Origin of the sequence: Caballeronia temeraria (assembly GCF_001544795.2) — a bacterium.
Lineage (GTDB): Bacteria > Pseudomonadota > Gammaproteobacteria > Burkholderiales > Burkholderiaceae > Caballeronia > Caballeronia temeraria.
In genome coordinates this window covers 112951-131310 of record NZ_FCOI02000011.1, presented here as the reverse complement: position 1 = coordinate 131310, position 18360 = coordinate 112951, and the positions used below count along the sequence as shown (strand labels likewise).

Genomic DNA, 18360 nt, shown 5'->3' with positions numbered 1-18360 from the left:
CAGTGTAACCCTTTGCGCCGGGCGTCGATGCGCCGGCCGCTGCCTCCACGAAAGCTTCATCAAGAGGTTCGAATGCCGCACGTCCCGACTGCGCTTGCGTCGTCATGGGGCGCGTGGGCCGTCTTCGTCAGCGTCCTCGCGACGCAACTCGGCGTGCCGGTCCCCGCCGCGCCGATGCTCATTCTCGCCGGCACGCTCGTCGCCGCGGGCAACGTGCCGTTCTGGCACATGCTCCTGGCTGCGGTGCTCGCCGTGCTCATCGCCGATTCCCTGTGGTTCACCGCGGGCCGTCTCTATGGCCGCAGCTTTCTCAATTCGCTCGTGCGCTTCTCGCTGTCGATCGATACCACGCTGCGCACCGCGCGCCGCTGGTTCGAACGCTTCGGCGTGCCGCTGCTCGCGCTGTCGAAGTTCGTGCCGGGGCTCGGGCTCGTGTCGCCGCCGCTGCTCGGCACCACGCAGATCGAGGTGCGCGTCTTCGTGCTGTGGGATCTCATCGGCGCGACGGCGTGGGCGAGCTTCTGGATGCTCGGCGGCGCGGCGCTGGAGGAACAGATCGGACGGATTGTCGTGCTCGTGCGCGCCAACGGCACCACGCTGATCGACATTCTAGTGATGATCGCGCTCGGCTTCCTGCTGTATCGATGGATCCGGCGCGAGCAGTTTCGCCAGTGGCTCGCGAAGTATCACATCACGCCCGATCAGCTCGACACGATGATGCATTCCGAAACGCCGCCCGTGATCTACGACGCGCGCCCGGCGGACATTCGCCGTCGCGAGCCGTACCGCATCTCGGGCGCGATCGCGCTGGATCTCGATTCGCCGGATCGCATCGATCAGTTGTATGCGGAGCACGAGGTCGTCGTGTATTGCGTGTGCCCGAACGAGGCGACGGCGAAGACCATCGCGCGGCAGTTGCGGGCGAAGGGTTTCAGGCACGTGCGGCCGCTCAAGGGCGGGCTGGACGCGTGGGAAAAGCACGGCTATCCGGTCGAGCCGATTCCGGCGGAGCATCTGCGCGCGCCGGTCGATCACGACGACATCGATCACGACATGGTGACGATCCGCGCGACCGCGCCGGAATGACTAGCGCTGACGCGGCGGACGGTTCACCAGCGCGATGCCCGCGAGCACCATCGCGGCAGCGACCATGAAGCGCGCGGTGAAATGCTCGCCGAGCAAGAGCACGCCGAAGGTGACGCCGAAGATCGGCGTGAGAAACGAGAACACCGACAGCCGCGACGCCATATAGCGCGTGAGCAGCCAGAACCATGTCAGATAGCTGATGAACGCGACGACGATCGCCTGATACGCGAGGCTCGCGATCGCGATCGGCGACACGGCTTCGACGTGCGTCTGTCCGATGCCCGCCGCCAGCACGAGCAGCAGCACCGCCGACACCGCCAGCTGATAGAACAGCGTCTTGCTCGCGCTCGCATGCGAGAGCGCGGATGCGCGCACGACGACCGTCGTCGCGGCCCAGAAGATGCCGGCCATGATGCCGAGCGCGTCGCCCGCGATGCCTTGCCACGTCGATGCGCTGTGCGGATTGCCGTGCAGGAAGCCATCGGCGAATGCGAGCGCGATGCCGCAAAACGCCAGCGCGATGCCGCTCCATTGCGTGCGCGAAAGGCGCTCGCCCGCGACGAACCAGTGCAGCCCGAGCGCGGTGAAGCAGGGCGCGGTGTAGAGAAACACGGCCATGCGCGTCGCGGTGGTGAGACTCAGGCCGAAGAAGATGCAGACGAATTCGCCGCCGAACAGCAGGCCCGCGAGCAATCCGGCGGGCAAGGTGTCGTCGCGCTGAAAGAGCGGCACGCCGCGCGTGCGCGTCCAGATCCAGACGAGCAAGGTCGCGATCAGCGAGCGGATGCCGGCTTGCAGCATCGGCGGAATCGATGCGTTCGCTTCCTTGATCGCGACTTGCTGGAATCCCCACGCGCCGCACAGCGCGATCATCACGATGATGGCGGTGGCGTCGGGGGCGCGGCGCAGGGCGAGGGACGGTGTGCTCATCGGCGGTCGGTTACGCGCGCACTGATTTGGAGCGTCGATTGTGCCAGCGAACCGCTGCGAGGAGTGAAAGGTCGGGACGGGCCCGTGGAGATTGCGCGCCGCGACGAGCGCGCGGCGCGCGGATTGGAGCGTGAGTCAGCCGTGAATCAGGAATGCTTTTCGATCAGCTCGACCTTGTAGCCGTCCGGATCTTCGACGAACGCGATCACCGTTGTGCCGCCCTTGACGGGACCGGCTTCGCGCGTGACCTTGCCGCCCGCCTGACGGATGCGCTCGCACGCGTCGGCGGCGTCCTCGACTTCGAGCGCGATATGACCGTAGGCCGTGCCGAGATCGTACTTGTCGGTGCCCCAGTTGTAGGTGAGTTCGAGCACGCTGTTCTCGCTTTCCGGGCCGTAGCCGACGAACGCGAGCGTGTACTTGTACTCGGTGTTTTCACTCTGGCGCAGCACGTGCATGCCGAGAATGCGCGTGTAGAAATCGATGGACCGCTGCAGGTCGCCGACGCGCAGCATCGTGTGGAGGAGTCGCATGGTGGGGTTCCTGTATGTGTGTTTGCGAGGGGACAGGAGCAAATTGTACCGTCGGCGCTTTTTGCGCGCTGACGACGGTCACAGCGCCGGCAGCAGGTCCGGCGGATGATGCTTGAGCGTATGCCGCGCCTCGCGGAACTCGGGAAAGATCGACTCGACCGTCTGCCAGAAGCGCGGACTGTGGTTCATTTCACGCAGATGCGCGAGCTCGTGCGCGACGACGTAATCGATGATCGACATCGGAAAATGGATGAGCCGCCAGTTCAGGCGAATCTTGCCGTCGCTGGAACAACTGCCCCAGCGCGTCGCCGCCGACGACAGCGCATACGCGCGATACTCGACGCCGAGCTTCGCCGCATACACCGCGAGCCGTTCGCCGAAGATGCGCTTCGCTTCGCTTTGCAGCCAGCCTTGCACGCGATCCTTGATCTGCTGCGCGTCCGCGAGCGCGGGCAGCGGCAGCGTGAGCACGCTGGTTCGGTCGTCGAACGACAGCGCGCTCGCCGCCGTGAGCGACACGCTGATCGTCTTGCCGAGAAACGGAAACTGCGCGCCGTCCTTCCATTCGATGCGCGGCAGCGCGCGCTGCTCGACGCGCGTCTGCCATTCGGTCAGCTTCCTGACGATCCAGCTCTGCTTGTCGAGAATGGCGCTTTCGATATCGGCGATCGTCACCCAGCGCGGCGCGGTGATCGCAAGCCCGGTTCCGTCGATGCAAAAACCGATCGTGCGCCGCGACGAACGCCGCAACCGATATTCGAGCGCGCCCGCCTTGAGCACGATGCGGCGCAGGCGCACGCCATCGGGCAGCGGCGCCGCGGGCGCGGCGGGTGTGAAGACGGGAACGGGATCGGTGCTGGGTACGTCGACGCGCAGCGGAGCCGGTCCGTTCGCGGGAGGCGCGCCGGAGTATGCCGACGCATGTTCGAACGGCAGATCGAGTTGCAGGGTATCGAGCGCGACGGCGGGGCGCTGTCGCGATGGGGCTTTCTGCATCGGCTCCGCTTTGCGCTCACGGCGCAGGAATGACGAGAAGAAAGAGTAGGGCACGCCTCGGCTCGATTCGAACGCGGCCGCGTCAGCGGCCCGCGCCCGCGGCGCCGGCTTGATGCGCCTGCGCATCCGGCGCGGCGTACGCGTGCGGATCGATACGGCGCATTTCCGTTTCGATCCAGCTTTCGACGCGCGCGTTCACTTCCTCCGGAGTCAGGCCGGCGGTATCGATAGGCTTGCCAACCGACACCGTGACTATACCCGGATATTTGATGAAGGAATTGCGCGGCCAGACATGGCCGGCGTTGTGCGCGATCGGCACGACCGGCGCGCCGGTGGCCACGGCGAAGCGCGCGCCGCCCGTCTTGTACTTGCCCTGGCTGCCGACGCGCGTGCGCGTGCCTTCGGGAAACATGATGACCCACGCGCCTTCGTCCATGCGCGCGCGGCCCTGGCGCGTGACCGATACGAACGCGTCGCGGCCCTGCTTGCGGTCGATGTGCACCATCTTCAGGAGTCCGAGCGCCCAGCCGAAGAACGGCACGTACAGTAGCTCGCGCTTGAACACGTAGCAGAGCGGCCGCGGCATCAGCGCGGGAAACGCGAGCGTCTCCCATGCGGACTGATGCTTCGACAGCAGCACGGCCGGACCATTCGGCAGGTTCTCCATGCCTTCGATCCTGTAGCGAATGCCGATCAGATGCCGCAGCACGACAATCGTCGACTTGCACCAGCCGGCGGCCATCCAGTAACGCTTGTCGGCGCGCATGAACGGAAACGCAATGAAGCAGGCGATCGCGTACGGCACCGTGTACACGATGAAGTAAAGCATCAACAGCAACGAACGGATGAAGCGCATGGAGTGTCGGTGTTACTGGGCTGCGGAGCGGTCCTGATGGCGCGCGAGGAAGTCGAGCGCAAACGCGCGCAAGTCCTTGTGAACGATGGTGCCTTCGGGCAACTGGCCTTCCTTGAGCGTCTTTTCGCCTTTGCCGGTGAGCACGAGATGCACGGGAAAGCCGAGCGCCGCGCCCGCCTGCAGATCGCGCAGCGAGTCGCCGACGACGGGCGTGTCCTCGGGATCGATCTCGAAGCGCTCGATGATCTGCTGCAACATGCCCGGCCTGGGCTTTCGGCAATCGCACTGATCTTCCGCCGTGTGCGGGCAGAAGAACACCGCGTCGATACGCCCGCCCACGGCCGCGACCGCGCGATTCATCTTCTGATGCATCGCGTTGAGCGCGGCCATGTCGAAGAGACCGCGCCCGATGCCCGACTGATTCGATGCGATCGCCACGCGATAGCCCGACTGATTCAGCCGCGCGATGGCTTCGAGACTGCCGGGAATGGCGACCCATTCGTCCGGCGACTTGATGAACGCATCGGAATCGACGTTGATCACGCCGTCGCGATCGAGGATGACGAGTTTCCGGTTCATGACCATGGCGGCGTCAGGCGGCGAGCTTGGAAATGTCGGCGACGCAGTTCATCTGCTGATGCAGTGCGCCGAGCAACGCGAGACGATTGTTTCGCAGCGCGGCATCTTCCGCATTCACCATGACGTCGTTGAAGAAGGTATCGACGGAATCGCGCAACGCGGCGAGCGCCGAAAGCGCTTCCGTATAGTTGCGCGCGGCGAGCTGGCTCTGCACGCGCGGCGTCACGTGCTCGATCTGCGCGTACAGGTTCTTCTCCGCCGTTTCGACGAGCAGTGCCTTGTTCACCGTCGACGGCGCGCCTTGCTCCGACTTCTTCAGAATGTTCGAGATGCGCTTGTTGGCCGCCGCGAGCGCCGCGGCTTCCGGCAGCGCCGCGAACTCGCGCACGGCATCGAGGCGCGCGACGATGTCGTCGAGGCGCGTCGGGTTCAGGCTCAGCACCGCTTCGATGTCATTCGCTTCGAAGCCGCGCTCGCGCAACAGACCGCGCAGGCGATCGAGGAAAAACGCGTAGACCGCTTCGGTCGAATCCGCGACTTGCGGCATGCCCGCGAACTGACGCTGCGCCGCGCCGACGAGATCGCGCAGATCGACCGGCAGCTTCTTTTCGAGCAGGATGCGCAGCACGCCCAGCGCGTGACGGCGCAGCGCGAACGGATCTTTTTCGCCCGTCGGCGCAAGGCCGATGCCCCAGATGCCGACGATCGTTTCCAGCTTGTCAGCGAGCGCGACCGCCGCGCCGACGCCCGTCGACGGCGTGTCATCGCCCGAAAAGCGCGGCTGATAGTGCTCCGAGCACGCGAGCGCGACTTCTTCCGGCTCGCCGTCGTGACGCGCGTAGTACGTGCCCATCGTGCCTTGCAGCTCGGGGAATTCGCCGACCATGTCGGTCAGCAGGTCCGCCTTGGCGAGACGCGCGGCGCGGCGGGTCAGCGTGGGATCGACGCCGACCATCGGCGCGATCTCGCCCGCGAGCGCTTCGAGGCGCTCGACGCGCTGCAAGGCCGAGCCGAGCTTGTTGTGATAGACGACGTTCGCGAGCAGCGGCACGCGATCTTCGAGGCGCTTCTTCTTGTCTTGCGTGAAGAAGAACTTCGCGTCGGCGAGGCGCGGGCGCACGACGCGCTCGTTGCCTTCGACGATCTCGCCCGGCGTCTTCGTATCGATATTCGAGACGATCAGAAAGCGCGAGCGCAGCTTGCCGTTTTGATCCGTGAGCGCGAAATATTTCTGGTTCGTCTGCATCGTCAGGATCAGACATTCCTGCGGCACTTGCAGGAACGCTTCGTCGAAGCGGCATTCGTAGACGACCGGCCATTCGACGAGCGCGTTCACTTCGTCGAGCAGCGCTTCGGGCATCACGACGCGGTCTTCACCCGCGAAGGCCTGCAATTGCGTGCGGATGGATTCGCGGCGATCGTCGAAGCTCGCGACGACGTGGCCTTTGTGGCGCAGCGTGTCGGCGTAGTCGTCGGCATTCGCGATCGCGACGAAACCGTGCGACATGAAGCGATGCCCGATGGTCGTATCGCCCGAATCGATGCCGAGCGCGCTGACCGGCACGACGTTGCGGCCGTGCATCGCGACGAGGCGCTGCACCGGACGCACGAACTGCACGCTGGTGCCGTCCGGACGCTGATACGTCATGACCTTCGGAATCGGCAGCTTGCCGAGGGTTTCGTCGAGCGCGGCCTGCAGGCCGTCGGCGAGCGTTGCGCCGGGCGCGGCATAGCGCAGGAAGAACGCTTCGGCCTTGCCGTCCTGCGCGCGTTCGAGTTCGGCGATGGGGAAATCAGGAAAGCCGAGCGCCGCGAGCTTCTTTGCGAGCGGCGGCGTGGGATTGCCTTCCTTGTCGAGCCCGACCGTTACCGGCAGCACTTTTTCGCGCACCTGCTTTTCCGGCGCGACATCGCGCACGTTGCGGATGAGCACGGCGAGGCGGCGCGGCGTCGCGTACTTGTCGAACGAAGGCGCGCCGTCGATCAGATCGCGCGCGGCGAGACGTTCGACGATGCCTTCGGCGAAAGCGGTGCCGAGACGCGCGAGCGCCTTCGGCGGCAGTTCTTCGGTGAGCAGCTCGACGAGCAGGGAAGCGTGTTTGGATTGCGTCATTGTTCTGTCGAGCCTCGTCAAACCTGTTCGTTATTGCCCGTGGGCGAGCTTTCCACCTTCAGCGGCGGCGCCCATGCGGGACGCTGCGCTTCCTGCTCGTCGCTGATGAGATCGCGGTCGCCCTTGACCGGATTGCCGAGCATCGGGAAGCCGAGCGCCTCGCGCGAATCGTAATAAGCCTGCGCCACCAGTCTCGACAACGCACGAATGCGGCCGATGTACGCCGCGCGCTCCGTCACGGAAATGGCGCCGCGCGCGTCGAGCAGATTGAACGTGTGGCCGGCCTTCAGCACGAGTTCATACGCGGGCAGCGCGAGCTTCGCGTCGATCATCTTCTTCGCTTCTTCTTCGTAGCTCTTGAAGAACGTGAAAAGCAGCTCGACGTTCGCGTGCTCGAAGTTGTACGTGGACTGCTCGACTTCGTTCTGGTGATAGACGTCGCCGTAGCTCAGCTGACGCAGCACCTTGCCGTTCGGGCCGTCTTCTTCCCATTCGGTCCAGACGAGGTCGTAGACGTTCTCGACCTTTTGAAGGTACATGGCGAGGCGTTCGAGACCGTAAGTGATTTCGCCGAGCACCGGCTTGCAATCGATGCCGCCCGCCTGCTGGAAGTACGTGAACTGCGTCACTTCCATGCCGTTGAGCCACACTTCCCAGCCGAGGCCCCACGCGCCGAGCGTCGGATTTTCCCAGTCGTCCTCGACGAAGCGCACGTCGTTCTGCTTCAGATCGAAGCCGAGCGCTTCGAGCGAGCCGAGGTACAGATCGAGGATGTTTTCCGGCGCCGGCTTCAGCACGACCTGATACTGATAGTAGTGCTGCAGGCGGTTCGGGTTCTCGCCGTAGCGGCCGTCCTTCGGGCGGCGCGACGGTTGAACGTAGGCCGCGCGCCACGGCTCCGGGCCGATCGCGCGCAGGAACGTGTGGACGTGCGAGGTGCCTGCGCCGACTTCCATGTCGATCGGCTGGAGGAGCGCGCAGCCCTTCTCGTTCCAGTAGGACTGCAGCGTCAGAATGATTTGCTGGAAAGTGAGCATGATTGCCTTTTGCGGGCGAACGCGGCGCGGCCATCGTCGTGATGACTCGGGGGCGCGGCCGAAGTGCTGAAACGGGGAATTTTAGCCGAACGGAGGGGTGGGTGCGGCTTTTTGGGAAGAAGGCGGGGCGCGCGAGCCGTGTCGCACGGTGCGACGCGGCTTCGTTTCAGTCGATGTTCAACGCGTGCCCGAACGTTTCCGATTCGGCGCGAACGCGAACCCGAACGCCAGCAAAATCAGCGATACCGCGATCACCGTCATGTTCCCGCTCGTCACATACGGCGTGGCGCCCGACGTGCCTTGCACGCGCGCTTCGAGCACGCCCGTGGTGAATGTCGGCAGCTTCGAGATGACATCGCCGTTGGCCGCGATGGCCGCCGTCATGCCGGTGTTGGTCGCGCGCAGCATCGGCCGGCCGGTTTCGATCGAACGCATGCGCGCGATCTGCAAGTGCTGATCGAGCGCGATGGTGTTGCCGAACCACGCGAGATTCGTCGAGTTGACCAGAATGCCCGCGGGCGTTTCCTGCTCGCGGATCGTGCGCGCGATCTCCTCGCCGAAGATGTCCTCGTAGCAGATATCGACGGCGACCGGCTGGTTGTGCACGACGAACGCCTTCTGCGCAATCGGCCCGCGCGCGAGATCGCCGAGCGGAATGCCCATCATGCGCACGAACCAGTGAAAGCCGAGCGGCACGAATTCGCCGAAGGGCACGAGATGATGCTTGTCGTAGCGATACACGCCGTTCACATGCGGCGTGACGCCGAAAAGGCTGTTGGTGAAATCGGTGGCGCGGCCATCGGGGAGAATCGTGACGCCGATCGCGCCGAAGAGTATCGATGAGTTGGTGTCGTCGGAGAAATTGCGGATCGCCACGGCGAAGTCCTGCGGAATCTGCACCGACAGCACCGGCAGCGCCGTTTCCGGCGTGACGATCAGATCGGCCGGCTTTTCGGTGATGAGCCGTTTGTAGAGCGCGAGCGACTCGTCGACGCCCGACTGCTCGAACTTCATCTCCTGCTTCACATTCCCTTGCAACAGGCGCACGTCGAGCGGCGCGTTGGCGGGCGTCGTCCATTGCACGAGCGAGAGCAGCATCCCCGCGACGATCAGCGCCATCGCGACGATGCCCGGCGCGAACGCGAGCCGCCGCGTCTTGCGCAAGTGATAGACGGCCTGCACGATCAGCGCGGCGACGAGCGCGAGCACCCAGCCGACGCCGTACACGCCGGCGATCGCGCCGAAGCCCTTGAGCGGGCCATCGACTTGCGCGTAGCCGCTCGCGAGCCACGGAAAGCCGGTGAACACGAGCCCGCGCAGCCATTCGCCGAGCGCCCACGCGCTCGCGAATGCGAACGCGCCGTGCCAGGTCGGCGCATGGCGAGGCGATGCATCGATGTCGCGTGCGGTGGCGGCGTCTTCATCGCCGAAGCGCGCGCGTCCCGCGACGAGCGACCAGGCCACGCTCGACAACGCCGGATAGATCGCGAGATACAGCGAGAACAGCGCGACGGCGGCGGCGGCGAGCGGCGCGGCCATGCCGCCGTAGACATGCATGCTGACGTACAGCCACCACACGCCCGTCACGAAATTGCCGAAGCCGAATGCCCAGCCGGTCGCGGCGGCGCTCTTCCAGCCGTTCGTGCGCGAGAGCCACGCGAAGAACGACGCGAAGATGACGAGCTCGATCCAGCCGCCATGCGGCGTCGGCGCGAACGAAAGCGTGTTGACGGCGCCGAGCACGGCGGCGACGAGGTAATGCCAGAACGGCAAGGCGCGCGGCGCGTCGGATGCCAGGGACGCGTCACGTTGACGGAAGAGCGAGCGGAACGATGAATCGGCCATTGATGACGGTCGAGATGAAACGGAGAAGCGGGCGAAGGAAGGAGGGCGGGCGCCGTTCGATGCCGACGCCCGCGAAGCGCTTAGTCGCGCAGTTCGTCTTCGTCGTCGCCCGCGTGGTGATGGTGCTGCGCGAGATTCGGCACGCGCCGCACGAGAAGAACGTGAATCTGCCGGGCGTCGCCGCGCAGGATCTCGAACGCGAAGTCGTCGATGCGCACCTTTTCGCCGCGATGCGGCACGCGCCCGAAGCGATGCGTGACGAGACCGCCGATGGTATCGACTTCGTCGTCGGAGAAATCGGTGCCGAATTCCTCGTTGAACTGTTCGATGCCGGTCAGCGCGCGCACGCGATACTTGCCGTCGGGCGTCGCGATGATGTTGCCGGCTTCTTCGTCGAAGTCGTACTCGTCCTCGATATCGCCGACGATCTGCTCGAGCACGTCCTCGATGGTGATGAGTCCGGCGACGCCGCCGTATTCATCGACGACGATCGCAATGTGATTGCGGTTCACGCGAAAGTCGTGCAGCAGCACGTTGAGGCGCTTCGACTCGGGGATGAACACGGCGGGGCGCAGCATGCCGCGCACGTCGAATTCTTCTTCGGCGTAATAGCGCAGCAGGTCTTTTGCGAGCAGCACGCCGATGACGTTATCGCGATTGCCTTCGTACACAGGATAGCGCGAGTGTGCTTTTTCGAGCACGAAGGGGATGAACTCGGCGGGCGTTTCCGCGATGTTGATGGCGTCCATCTGGGCGCGCGGCACCATGATGTCGCGCGCGCAGAGATCGGACACCTGGAAGACGCCTTCGATCATCGAGAGCGAGTCGGCGTCGAGCAGGTTGCGCTCGTGCGCATCCTGCAGCACTTCGAGAAGTTCGTCGCGCGATTCGGGCTCGTGCGAGATGAAATCGGTCAAGCGTTCGAGAAGCGAGCGCTTTTCTTGCGGTTTGTCGGTGTGGCGTCGACTGGGATAGGGTTCGTTCATAGCGGAGCGCCCGGGAGTTCCCGGGCGCAGGTTAGCGGAAAGTTAAGCATACACCATGAAAAAACGCGGGCTGCGTGGCGCGGCGCGCATGTCTTCAGCCATGCTAGCCGATTAATGTGGGAGAAGTATGTCCATCCAAAAACGTTAGCCAAACGGACGATCCCCGGCGCAAAAGTCATACGGATGCGCAGACCGCGCATCACTGACAGCGCTTCAGCAGCGCCTCCAGCGCCCGGTCCGGCATTCCGCTCTCGCGCAGCGCTTCGACCGTCCGGCTCACATAATCCAGCGTCGTCCCATAGCGGCCGCTCGCGCAGCCGAGCACCGTGCGCACGACCGGATCGGCGAGCTTGCCCGTGTACGACGTCGCATCGCGCCGCATGACGAACGCGAGCGCATCGACGCGCCGTCCGTCCGCGAGCGTGCAGGGCAGCCACGCGGGCCGGTACGAGCCCATCGCCATTTCGCGTCGCCATAAAACATCGAGATGTTCGATCGCGCCGGCGCCCTCCAGACGAAACGCCATGCCGGTGCACGAGCCGCCGCGATCGAGCGCGAGCACGAGGCCCGGCTGCTCCGGCGTGCCGCGATTCACGCGCGACCACAAATAAAGCCCGCGATGATAGCCGTGCACCTTGCCGCGCACCGCTTCGACCGTCGGCAGGCCGGGGTTCCAGATCAGCGATCCGTAGCCGAATAGCCACACGTCCGACTGGCCGTCCCAATGCGCGAATGCCGCCTCGCGCGATGCCGCGAGTTCGGCGTCCGTCCACAGCGCCGATTCGCCGAGCGCGGGCGGATAGCCTTCGCAGGGCGCGGATGCGGTCTCGGAAAACGAATCGGGTTGCGTGGGTTCGGGCAGCTTGTCGTTCACGGCGCGTTCAGGACATCGAGGACATCGAGGACATCGAGGGCATCGAAAACATCGGGCCGGCTTCAGGTCAAAGGCACGTAAGGATCGGAAAATCCCAGAGACTGCATGATATCCGTCTCGATGGATTCCATCTCTTGCGCTTCGCTTTCGACTTCGTGGTCGTAGCCCTGCGCATGCAGCGTGCCGTGCACGATCAGATGCGCGTAGTGCGCGGCGAGCGGCTTGCCCTGTTCGGCGGCCTCGCGCTCGACGACCGGACAGCACAGAATCAGATCGCCCGCGACGGGATCGTCCTCCGATTCGGCGTAGGCGAAGGTCAGCACGTTCGTCGCGTAATCCTTCTGCCGATACGTCCGGTTGAGCATGCGGCCTTCTTCTTCGTCGACGAAGCGCACGGTCAGCTCGGCGTCGGCGAAAAGCGACGCCTTGATCCAGCGTGCGACCGTCGCGCGCGGCAGGATCGCCTTGTGCGACGGATACGCCTTCGACGCGGGAAACTGCAAGGTCAGCGTGAGGCGCGGCATTATTCGGGCTTCTGCAATTGCTGTTGCGCGACTCGCGCGGCTTCGGCGAGCGCCGCGTCTTTCTGCGACTGCGCGTCGTAAGCCTCGACGATGCGCGCGACGAGCGGATGCCGCACCACGTCCGCCGACGTGAAATGCGTGATCGCGATGCCGCGCACTTCCGACAGCACGTGCTGCGCCTCGATCAGCCCGCTCTTGTGGCCGCGCGGCAAGTCGACCTGCGTCGTGTCGCCGGTGACGACCGCCTTCGAGCCGAAGCCGATACGCGTCAGGAACATCTTCATCTGCTCGGGCGTGGTGTTCTGCGCCTCGTCGAGAATGATGAACGCGTGGTTCAGCGTGCGCCCGCGCATGTACGCGAGCGGCGCGATTTCGATCATCTGGCGCTCGAACATCTTCGCGGTCTTGTCGAAGCCGAGCAGATCGTAGAGCGCGTCGTAAAGCGGGCGCAGATACGGATCGACCTTCTGCGCGAGATCGCCCGGCAGAAAGCCGAGCCGCTCGCCCGCCTCCACAGCCGGACGCGTCAGCACGATGCGCTTGACCTGATCGCGCTCGAGCGCATCGACCGCGCACGCGACGGCGAGATACGTCTTGCCCGTGCCCGCCGGTCCGATGCCGAACGTCACGTCATGCGCGATGATCTGCTTCAGATACTCGCGCTGCGCCGGCGTGCGTCCGCGCAGATCCGCGCGGCGCGTGTAGAGCTTCGGCCCGTGATCTTCGTCGTCGCCGAGATCGATGGTCGCGCTCGGTTCATCGAACGGATGATCGGGATCGCCGCGAAAACGCGGATCGACTTCGCCTTCCTCGCCGTTCGCTTCGCGCGCGTCTCTCGCACGGCGCGTCGCATGACGGGCTTCGACGAGCGCGAGCTGGATGTCGTCGACGGAAATCGGATCGCGCGCGCGGTTGTAGAAGTTTTCGAGCGCCGCGAGCGCGACCTTCGCGCCACGGCCTCGAATCGCGATCTTGTGGCCACGCCGCGAAAGCGTCACATCGAGCGCCTGCTCGATCTGCCGCAGGTTTTCATCGAGCGGGCCGCAGAGGTTGGCGAGCCGCGCGTTATCTTCGCGCGGTGCGGTGAATTCCAGATGCTGCGTAGGAGCGTTCTTCAAAGTGAACCTGGGTTCCTATGTCTTTAGTGCGCAAGCTCGGGCGTCATGACGAGTTCGCCGCGCAGCGAATGCGGATACGCGTGCACGATCTTCACGTCGATCATCTGGCCGATCAGCCGCGCGTGCGATTCCGCCGGCGCCGGGAAGTTGACGACGCGGTTGTTCTGCGTGCGTCCGGCCAGCTCGTTCGGGTCCTTGCGCGCGGGGCGCTCGACCAGAATGCGCTCGACGTTTCCGACCATCGACTGGCTGATGCGCTGCACGTTTTCCTCGATCGTCGCCTGCAGATGTTGCAGACGCCTGAGCTTGACTTCGCGCGGCGTGTCGTCGTGCAGATTCGCGGCCGGCGTGCCGGGGCGCGGGCTGTAGATGAACGAAAAGCTCGTGTCGTAGCTCATCTCGTCGACGAGCGCCATCATCTTGTTGAAATCGTCCTCGGTTTCGCCGGGAAAGCCGACGATGAAGTCCGTCGACAGCGACAAGTCCGGGCGAATGGCGCGCAGCTTGCGGATGACCGACTTGTATTCGAGCACGGTATAGCCGCGCTTCATCGCCATCAGAATGCGATCTGAGCCGTGCTGCACCGGCAAATGCAGATGCGAGACGAGCTTCGGCACTTTCGCGTAGGTATCGATGAGGCGCTGCGTGAATTCCTTCGGATGCGACGTGGTATAGCGAATACGTTCGATGCCCGGCACCTCCGCGACATACTCGATGAGCGTCGCGAAATCCGCGATTTCGCCCGAACCGAGCGTCAGCGCGCCGCGATAAGCATTCACGTTCTGGCCGAGCAGCGTGACTTCGCGCACGCCCTGATCGGCGAGGCCGGCGATTTCGGTGAGCACGTCGTCGAGCGGACGCGACACTTCTTCGCCGCGCGTGTACGGCACGACGCAATAGCTGCAGTATTTCGAGCAGCCTTCCATGATCGACACGAACGCGCTCGGACCATCGACGCGCGCGGGCGGCAGATGATCGAACTTTTCGATTTCCGGAAACGTGATGTCGACCTGCGCGCGGCCAGTGGCGCGGCGCTGATCGATCATCGCGGGCAGGCGATGCAGCGTCTGCGGGCCGAACACGAGATCGACGTACGGCGCGCGCGCCACGATCGACGCGCCTTCCTGGCTCGCGACGCAACCGCCGACGCCGATCAGCAGATTCGGGTTCGCTTCCTTGAGTTCGCGCACGCGGCCGAGATCGGAGAACACTTTCTCCTGGGCTTTTTCGCGCACCGAGCACGTGTTGAACAGAATGACGTCCGCGTCTTCGGGCGTGTCCGTCTTCACGAGTCCTTCGGCTGCACCGAGCACGTCGACCATCTTGTCGGAGTCGTACTCGTTCATCTGGCAGCCAAAGGTCTTTACATAAACTTTCTTGGTCATGAATCGTCGCCGGTCGCAGTGGTTAACCTGGGGGCGCTGTCTAAGAGATTGAAAAGGGAAATTGCGGCGCAATTACGCTGATCTGCACCGCTTTTTACTGTATTTGGCCCATTATTATAGCTCTGGCTGCCATTCCCGACGCTGCCCGCGCCTGTCGGGCGGATACGCGAGATCGCCGAGCAGCTCGTTCGTGGTCTTTTCGAAGCGCTCGACCAGAAAGTCCAGCAGCACGCGCACGCGCGGCGCCATGTAGCGGTTGGCGTGGAAAAGGGCGTGCACGGCAGCTTCGTGCGTGCACCAGTCGGGCAGCACCATTTGCAGCGTGCCGGCGCGCACGTCGGCGGCGATATCCCAGATCGATTTATGCGCGATGCCGTGGCCCGCGAGCGCCCATTCGCGCAACAGCGCGCCGTCGTTGGTTTCCCACGCGTCGGCGAGCGGAATCGTGTACGCGTAACGCTCGTCGCCGCGCACGAAGCCGAACTCGTTGAGCGGGCCGTTGGCCGTCACCACGACGAGGAAATCGTGCCCGACCAGATCGGCGGGCGTTTCCGGCACGCCTTTGCGCGCGAGATAGCCAGGCGATGCACACAGCACGCGGCGATTCGGCGCGAGCACGCGGGCGGCGAGCCCGCTGTCGGGCGGCGCGCCGAAGCGGATCGCGAGATCGATTTCCTCCTGCAAAAGATTCGACACCGAATCCGATAGCGTCAGTGCGAATTTCACGTCGGGATGCAGCGCGCTGAATTCGTCGAGCCAGCCGCGCAGCATCGCACGTCCGAAATTCGATGTCGCCGAAATGCGCACCTTGCCGCGCACGACGTTCTGACCCGCCTGCAGCGCGGCTTCCGCGTCGTCGATGGCCTGCAGCGCGATCCGGCAATGCTGCAGATACATGCGGCCTTCGTCGGTGACGCGCAACTGACGCGTCGTGCGCTCGAAAAGCCGCGTGTGCAGCGCTTTTTCCAGCTTGATCAGCCGCGCGCTCGCCGCCGCCGGCGACAGTCCGAGCTTTCTCCCCGCCGCCGACAGACTGCCCGCCGCCGCCGCTTCCACGAAAAGGCGCATGTCGCCGAGCCGATCCATCGTCATTTTCAAATCCGCTTTGATAATGATTCAAAGCGTAGACCAATTCTCAAAAGATTGCCGCCTATGGAAAATGCCGATCAGTCGTTTCGGGAGTTCGAACCATGCAACTCGATCACGTCACCCTCGTCGCGCCCGATTGCGATGCGTTCATGCGCTTCTTCGTCGATATCGCCGGCATGCGCGTCGGGCCGCGGCCGCCGTTCGGCGTCGGCGGCTACTGGCTGTATCTCGGCGCGCGGCCGGCGGTGCATCTGATCGCATCGGGCGTCGCTTCGCCGGTGGACAAGCCGGCGTCGCCGCGCATCGACCATCTGGCGCTGCGCACCGACGACGAGGCCGAATGGCGCGCGTTGCTCGAACGTCTCGATTGTCACGGCTACGCCTACCAGCTCGCCGACGTGCCGCTCGCCCGCGAACGTCAGCTCTTCGTGCGGCTGGCCTCAAGCGTGGTCGTCGAATTCGTGACTGCTCAATTCTGATCCGGAGTCATCATGCCACTTCCCCTTCTCGCGCTGGCGATCAGCGCGTTCGCCATCGGCACGACGGAGTTCGTCATCATGGGCCTGCTGCCCAACGTCGCGCACGATCTTTCCGTGACGATTCCGTCGGCGGGTCTGCTCGTCACGGGCTACGCGCTCGGCGTCGCGGTCGGCGCGCCGCTGCTCGCGGTGCTGACGAGCAAGATGCCGCGCAAGCTCGCGCTGCAAATGCTGATGCTCGTGTTCATCGTCGGCAACGTGTTGTGCGCGCTCGCGCCGAACTACGGTTTGCTGATGGTCGCGCGCGTGGTGACGTCGTTCGCGCACGGCTCGTTCTTCGGCATCGGCGCGGTCGTGGCCGCGTCGCTCGTGCCGGCGGAAAAGCGGGCGAGCGCCATTGCGCTGATGTTCACCGGGCTCACGCTCGCGAACGTGCTGGGCGTGCCGTTCGGGACGTTCGTCGGACAGGAGCTGGGCTGGCGCGCGACGTTCTGGATCGTCGCCGGGTTCGGCGTGCTCTCCGCGCTCGGCGTGACGGCGCTCGTGCCGAACCGGCATGACGCCGCGCCGAGCGGCCTCGGACGGGAAGTGCGCGTGCTGCGCGACGGCCAGGTCTGGCTCGCGCTCACGATGACGGTGCTCGGTTTCGGCGGTGTGTTCGTTGTGTTCACCTACATCGCGCCGATTCTCGAACAGGTAGGCGGTTTCTCGCCGCGCGCCGTGACGCTGATTCTGGTGCTTTTCGGCATTGGCCTGACGATCGGCAATACGATCGGCGGCAAGCTCGCGGACCGCGCACTGATGCCCTCGCTGATGGGCATTCTGTTCGCGCTCGCCATCGTGATGGCGGTGTTCGCGAAGACGAGCCACAGCCAGACCGGCGCGATTCTGACCATTTTTGTCTGGGGCATCGCGGCGTTCGCGACGGTGCCGCCTTTGCAGACGCGCGTCGTCGAGAAGGCGAAGGACGCGCCGAATCTCGCGTCGACGCTCAATATCGGCGCGTTCAACGTCGGCAACGCGGGCGGCGCGTGGCTCGGCGGCGCGGTGCTGACGCACGGTCACGGCCTCGACGCGCTGCCGTGGGCGGCCGCTGCGGTCGCGCTCGCCGCGCTCGGGGTGACGTGGTTCGCCGCGCGACTCGACGCGCCGCGCATTCCTTCCGAAGTAAAAGCAGCCGACGCTTGCTGAACGCTTATCATGTTGGCTCAACGTAATTCGAGCCATCATGATCGATCATCTCATCTGCGATTGCGACGGCGTGCTCGTCGATAGCGAAGTCATCGCGGATCGCGTGATGCTGGACGTGCTCACCGAGACGTTTCCCGGCATCGACTTCAAACCGGCCGTCAAGACGGCTTTCGGGCAGCAGACTTCGCGCTTCCTGACCCACCTGGAAACGAAGTTCGGCATTGTGATGCCGCCGAATTTCGTCGATACGATCGAGGCGCGCGTCGCCGTTGAGCTCGCGCGCTCGGTCGGACCGATCGCCGGCGTGCGCGCCGCGCTGCAAGGCTGCGGCCTGCCGGTGGCGGTGGTCTCGAACAGCCGCATGGAGCGCGTGCGCGCATCGGTGCGGCGCGCGGGACTGGACGAAGTCGTCGGCGCGCGCGTGTTCAGCGCGCAGCAGGTCGAGCGGCCGAAGCCTTATCCCGATGTCTATCTGCTCGCGGCGCGCACGCTCGATATCGCGCCGGAGCGCTGCCTCGTTGTCGAGGACAGCGTCGCCGGATTGACGGCGGCGCGCGCGGCGGGCATGAAGACCATCGCGTTCGTCGGCGCGAGCCACATTCCGTCGGGCTATGCGCAAGTGCTGCGCGAAACCGGCATCACGCGAATCATGAAGCACATGGACGAACTGCCCGCGCTCGTCGCGGCGGGCGTGCGCGGGGATTTCGGCGATGTGCTGTCCTGATTCTTGAGCGGATTC

18 protein-coding genes are annotated in these 18360 nt (G+C 64.9%); 4 read left to right on the top strand and 14 right to left on the bottom strand.

Annotation, left to right across the window (positions count from 1 at the left end; genetic code table 11):
* The first annotated feature begins 72 nt into the window (after positions 1–72).
* On the top strand, positions 73–1086 hold the full coding sequence (locus AWB76_RS17745) for a DedA family protein/thiosulfate sulfurtransferase GlpE (protein ID WP_061161444.1): 1014 nt from the start codon (positions 73–75) through the stop codon (positions 1084–1086).
* On the opposite strand, the gene AWB76_RS17740 is transcribed toward AWB76_RS17745, so the two are convergent.
* The 14 genes from AWB76_RS17740 to AWB76_RS17675 all read right to left on the bottom strand — a co-directional run bounded on the left by AWB76_RS17740 (position 1087) and on the right by AWB76_RS17675 (position 15948).
* The gene (locus AWB76_RS17740) at positions 1087–2016 is read right to left on the bottom strand and encodes a DMT family transporter (RefSeq protein WP_061161443.1); all 930 of its coding nucleotides are present in this window, start codon (positions 2014–2016) and stop codon (positions 1087–1089) included.
* 146 nt (positions 2017–2162) lie between these two features.
* Positions 2163–2549 (bottom strand): lactoylglutathione lyase, encoded by a 387-nt coding sequence (gene gloA, locus AWB76_RS17735; RefSeq protein WP_061161442.1) that lies wholly within the window; start codon positions 2547–2549, stop codon positions 2163–2165.
* Positions 2550–2627: 78 nt separating this feature from the next.
* Positions 2628–3545 (bottom strand): M48 family metallopeptidase, encoded by a 918-nt coding sequence (locus AWB76_RS17730; protein ID WP_061161524.1) that lies wholly within the window; start codon positions 3543–3545, stop codon positions 2628–2630.
* Between the two features lie 82 nt (positions 3546–3627).
* Positions 3628–4401 carry a lysophospholipid acyltransferase family protein gene (locus tag AWB76_RS17725; protein ID WP_061161441.1) on the bottom strand — a complete coding sequence of 258 codons (774 nt, stop codon included), beginning with the start codon at positions 4399–4401 and terminating at the stop codon, positions 3628–3630.
* A gap of 12 nt (positions 4402–4413) precedes the next feature.
* Positions 4414–4986, bottom strand: a complete 573-nt coding sequence (gene gmhB, locus AWB76_RS17720; protein WP_061161440.1) for a D-glycero-beta-D-manno-heptose 1,7-bisphosphate 7-phosphatase — start codon at positions 4984–4986, stop codon at positions 4414–4416.
* Positions 4987–4993: 7 nt separating this feature from the next.
* A complete protein-coding gene (glyS, locus tag AWB76_RS17715; protein WP_061161439.1) occupies positions 4994–7093 on the bottom strand; it encodes a glycine--tRNA ligase subunit beta in 2100 nt (699 codons plus the stop codon).
* A 17-nt stretch (positions 7094–7110) separates the two neighbouring features.
* Entirely contained in the window at positions 7111–8130 is a 1020-nt protein-coding gene (glyQ, locus tag AWB76_RS17710; protein ID WP_074171370.1) for a glycine--tRNA ligase subunit alpha, read from the bottom strand.
* 177 nt (positions 8131–8307) lie between these two features.
* Entirely contained in the window at positions 8308–9975 is a 1668-nt protein-coding gene (gene lnt / locus AWB76_RS17705) for an apolipoprotein N-acyltransferase (protein ID WP_061161438.1), read from the bottom strand.
* Between the two features lie 80 nt (positions 9976–10055).
* Positions 10056–10961, bottom strand: a complete 906-nt coding sequence (locus tag AWB76_RS17700; RefSeq protein ID WP_061161437.1) for a CorC family transporter — start codon at positions 10959–10961, stop codon at positions 10056–10058.
* 199 nt (positions 10962–11160) lie between these two features.
* The gene (locus AWB76_RS17695) at positions 11161–11835 is read right to left on the bottom strand and encodes a gamma-glutamylcyclotransferase (RefSeq protein ID WP_061161436.1); all 675 of its coding nucleotides are present in this window, start codon (positions 11833–11835) and stop codon (positions 11161–11163) included.
* Between the two features lie 62 nt (positions 11836–11897).
* Positions 11898–12359: an rRNA maturation RNase YbeY gene (gene ybeY / locus AWB76_RS17690; RefSeq protein ID WP_061161435.1), complete on the bottom strand. Its 462-nt coding sequence runs from the start codon at positions 12357–12359 to the stop codon at positions 11898–11900.
* Complete coding sequence (locus AWB76_RS17685; protein ID WP_061161434.1) at positions 12359–13477, bottom strand: PhoH family protein; 1119 nt, start codon at positions 13475–13477, stop codon at positions 12359–12361. Before AWB76_RS17685 ends, ybeY begins: the two co-directional genes overlap by 1 nt.
* 23 nt (positions 13478–13500) lie before the next feature.
* Entirely contained in the window at positions 13501–14862 is a 1362-nt protein-coding gene (gene miaB, locus AWB76_RS17680) for a tRNA (N6-isopentenyl adenosine(37)-C2)-methylthiotransferase MiaB (protein ID WP_061161433.1), read from the bottom strand.
* Positions 14863–14976: 114 nt separating this feature from the next.
* Positions 14977–15948: a LysR family transcriptional regulator gene (locus AWB76_RS17675; protein WP_061161523.1), complete on the bottom strand. Its 972-nt coding sequence runs from the start codon at positions 15946–15948 to the stop codon at positions 14977–14979.
* A gap of 104 nt (positions 15949–16052) precedes the next feature.
* Between AWB76_RS17675 and AWB76_RS17670 the strand changes: the two genes are divergently transcribed.
* Genes AWB76_RS17670 through AWB76_RS17660 form a run of 3 tightly spaced genes read left to right on the top strand, consistent with a single transcriptional unit; the run spans position 16053 to position 18345 of the window.
* Positions 16053–16430, top strand: coding sequence for a VOC family protein (locus AWB76_RS17670; protein WP_061161432.1), 378 nt, complete (start codon positions 16053–16055; stop codon positions 16428–16430).
* A gap of 12 nt (positions 16431–16442) precedes the next feature.
* The gene (locus AWB76_RS17665; RefSeq protein ID WP_061161431.1) at positions 16443–17621 is read left to right on the top strand and encodes an MFS transporter; all 1179 of its coding nucleotides are present in this window, start codon (positions 16443–16445) and stop codon (positions 17619–17621) included.
* A 37-nt stretch (positions 17622–17658) separates the two neighbouring features.
* Positions 17659–18345 (top strand): HAD family hydrolase, encoded by a 687-nt coding sequence (locus tag AWB76_RS17660; RefSeq protein ID WP_061161430.1) that lies wholly within the window; start codon positions 17659–17661, stop codon positions 18343–18345.
* Positions 18346–18360 lie beyond the last annotated feature (15 nt).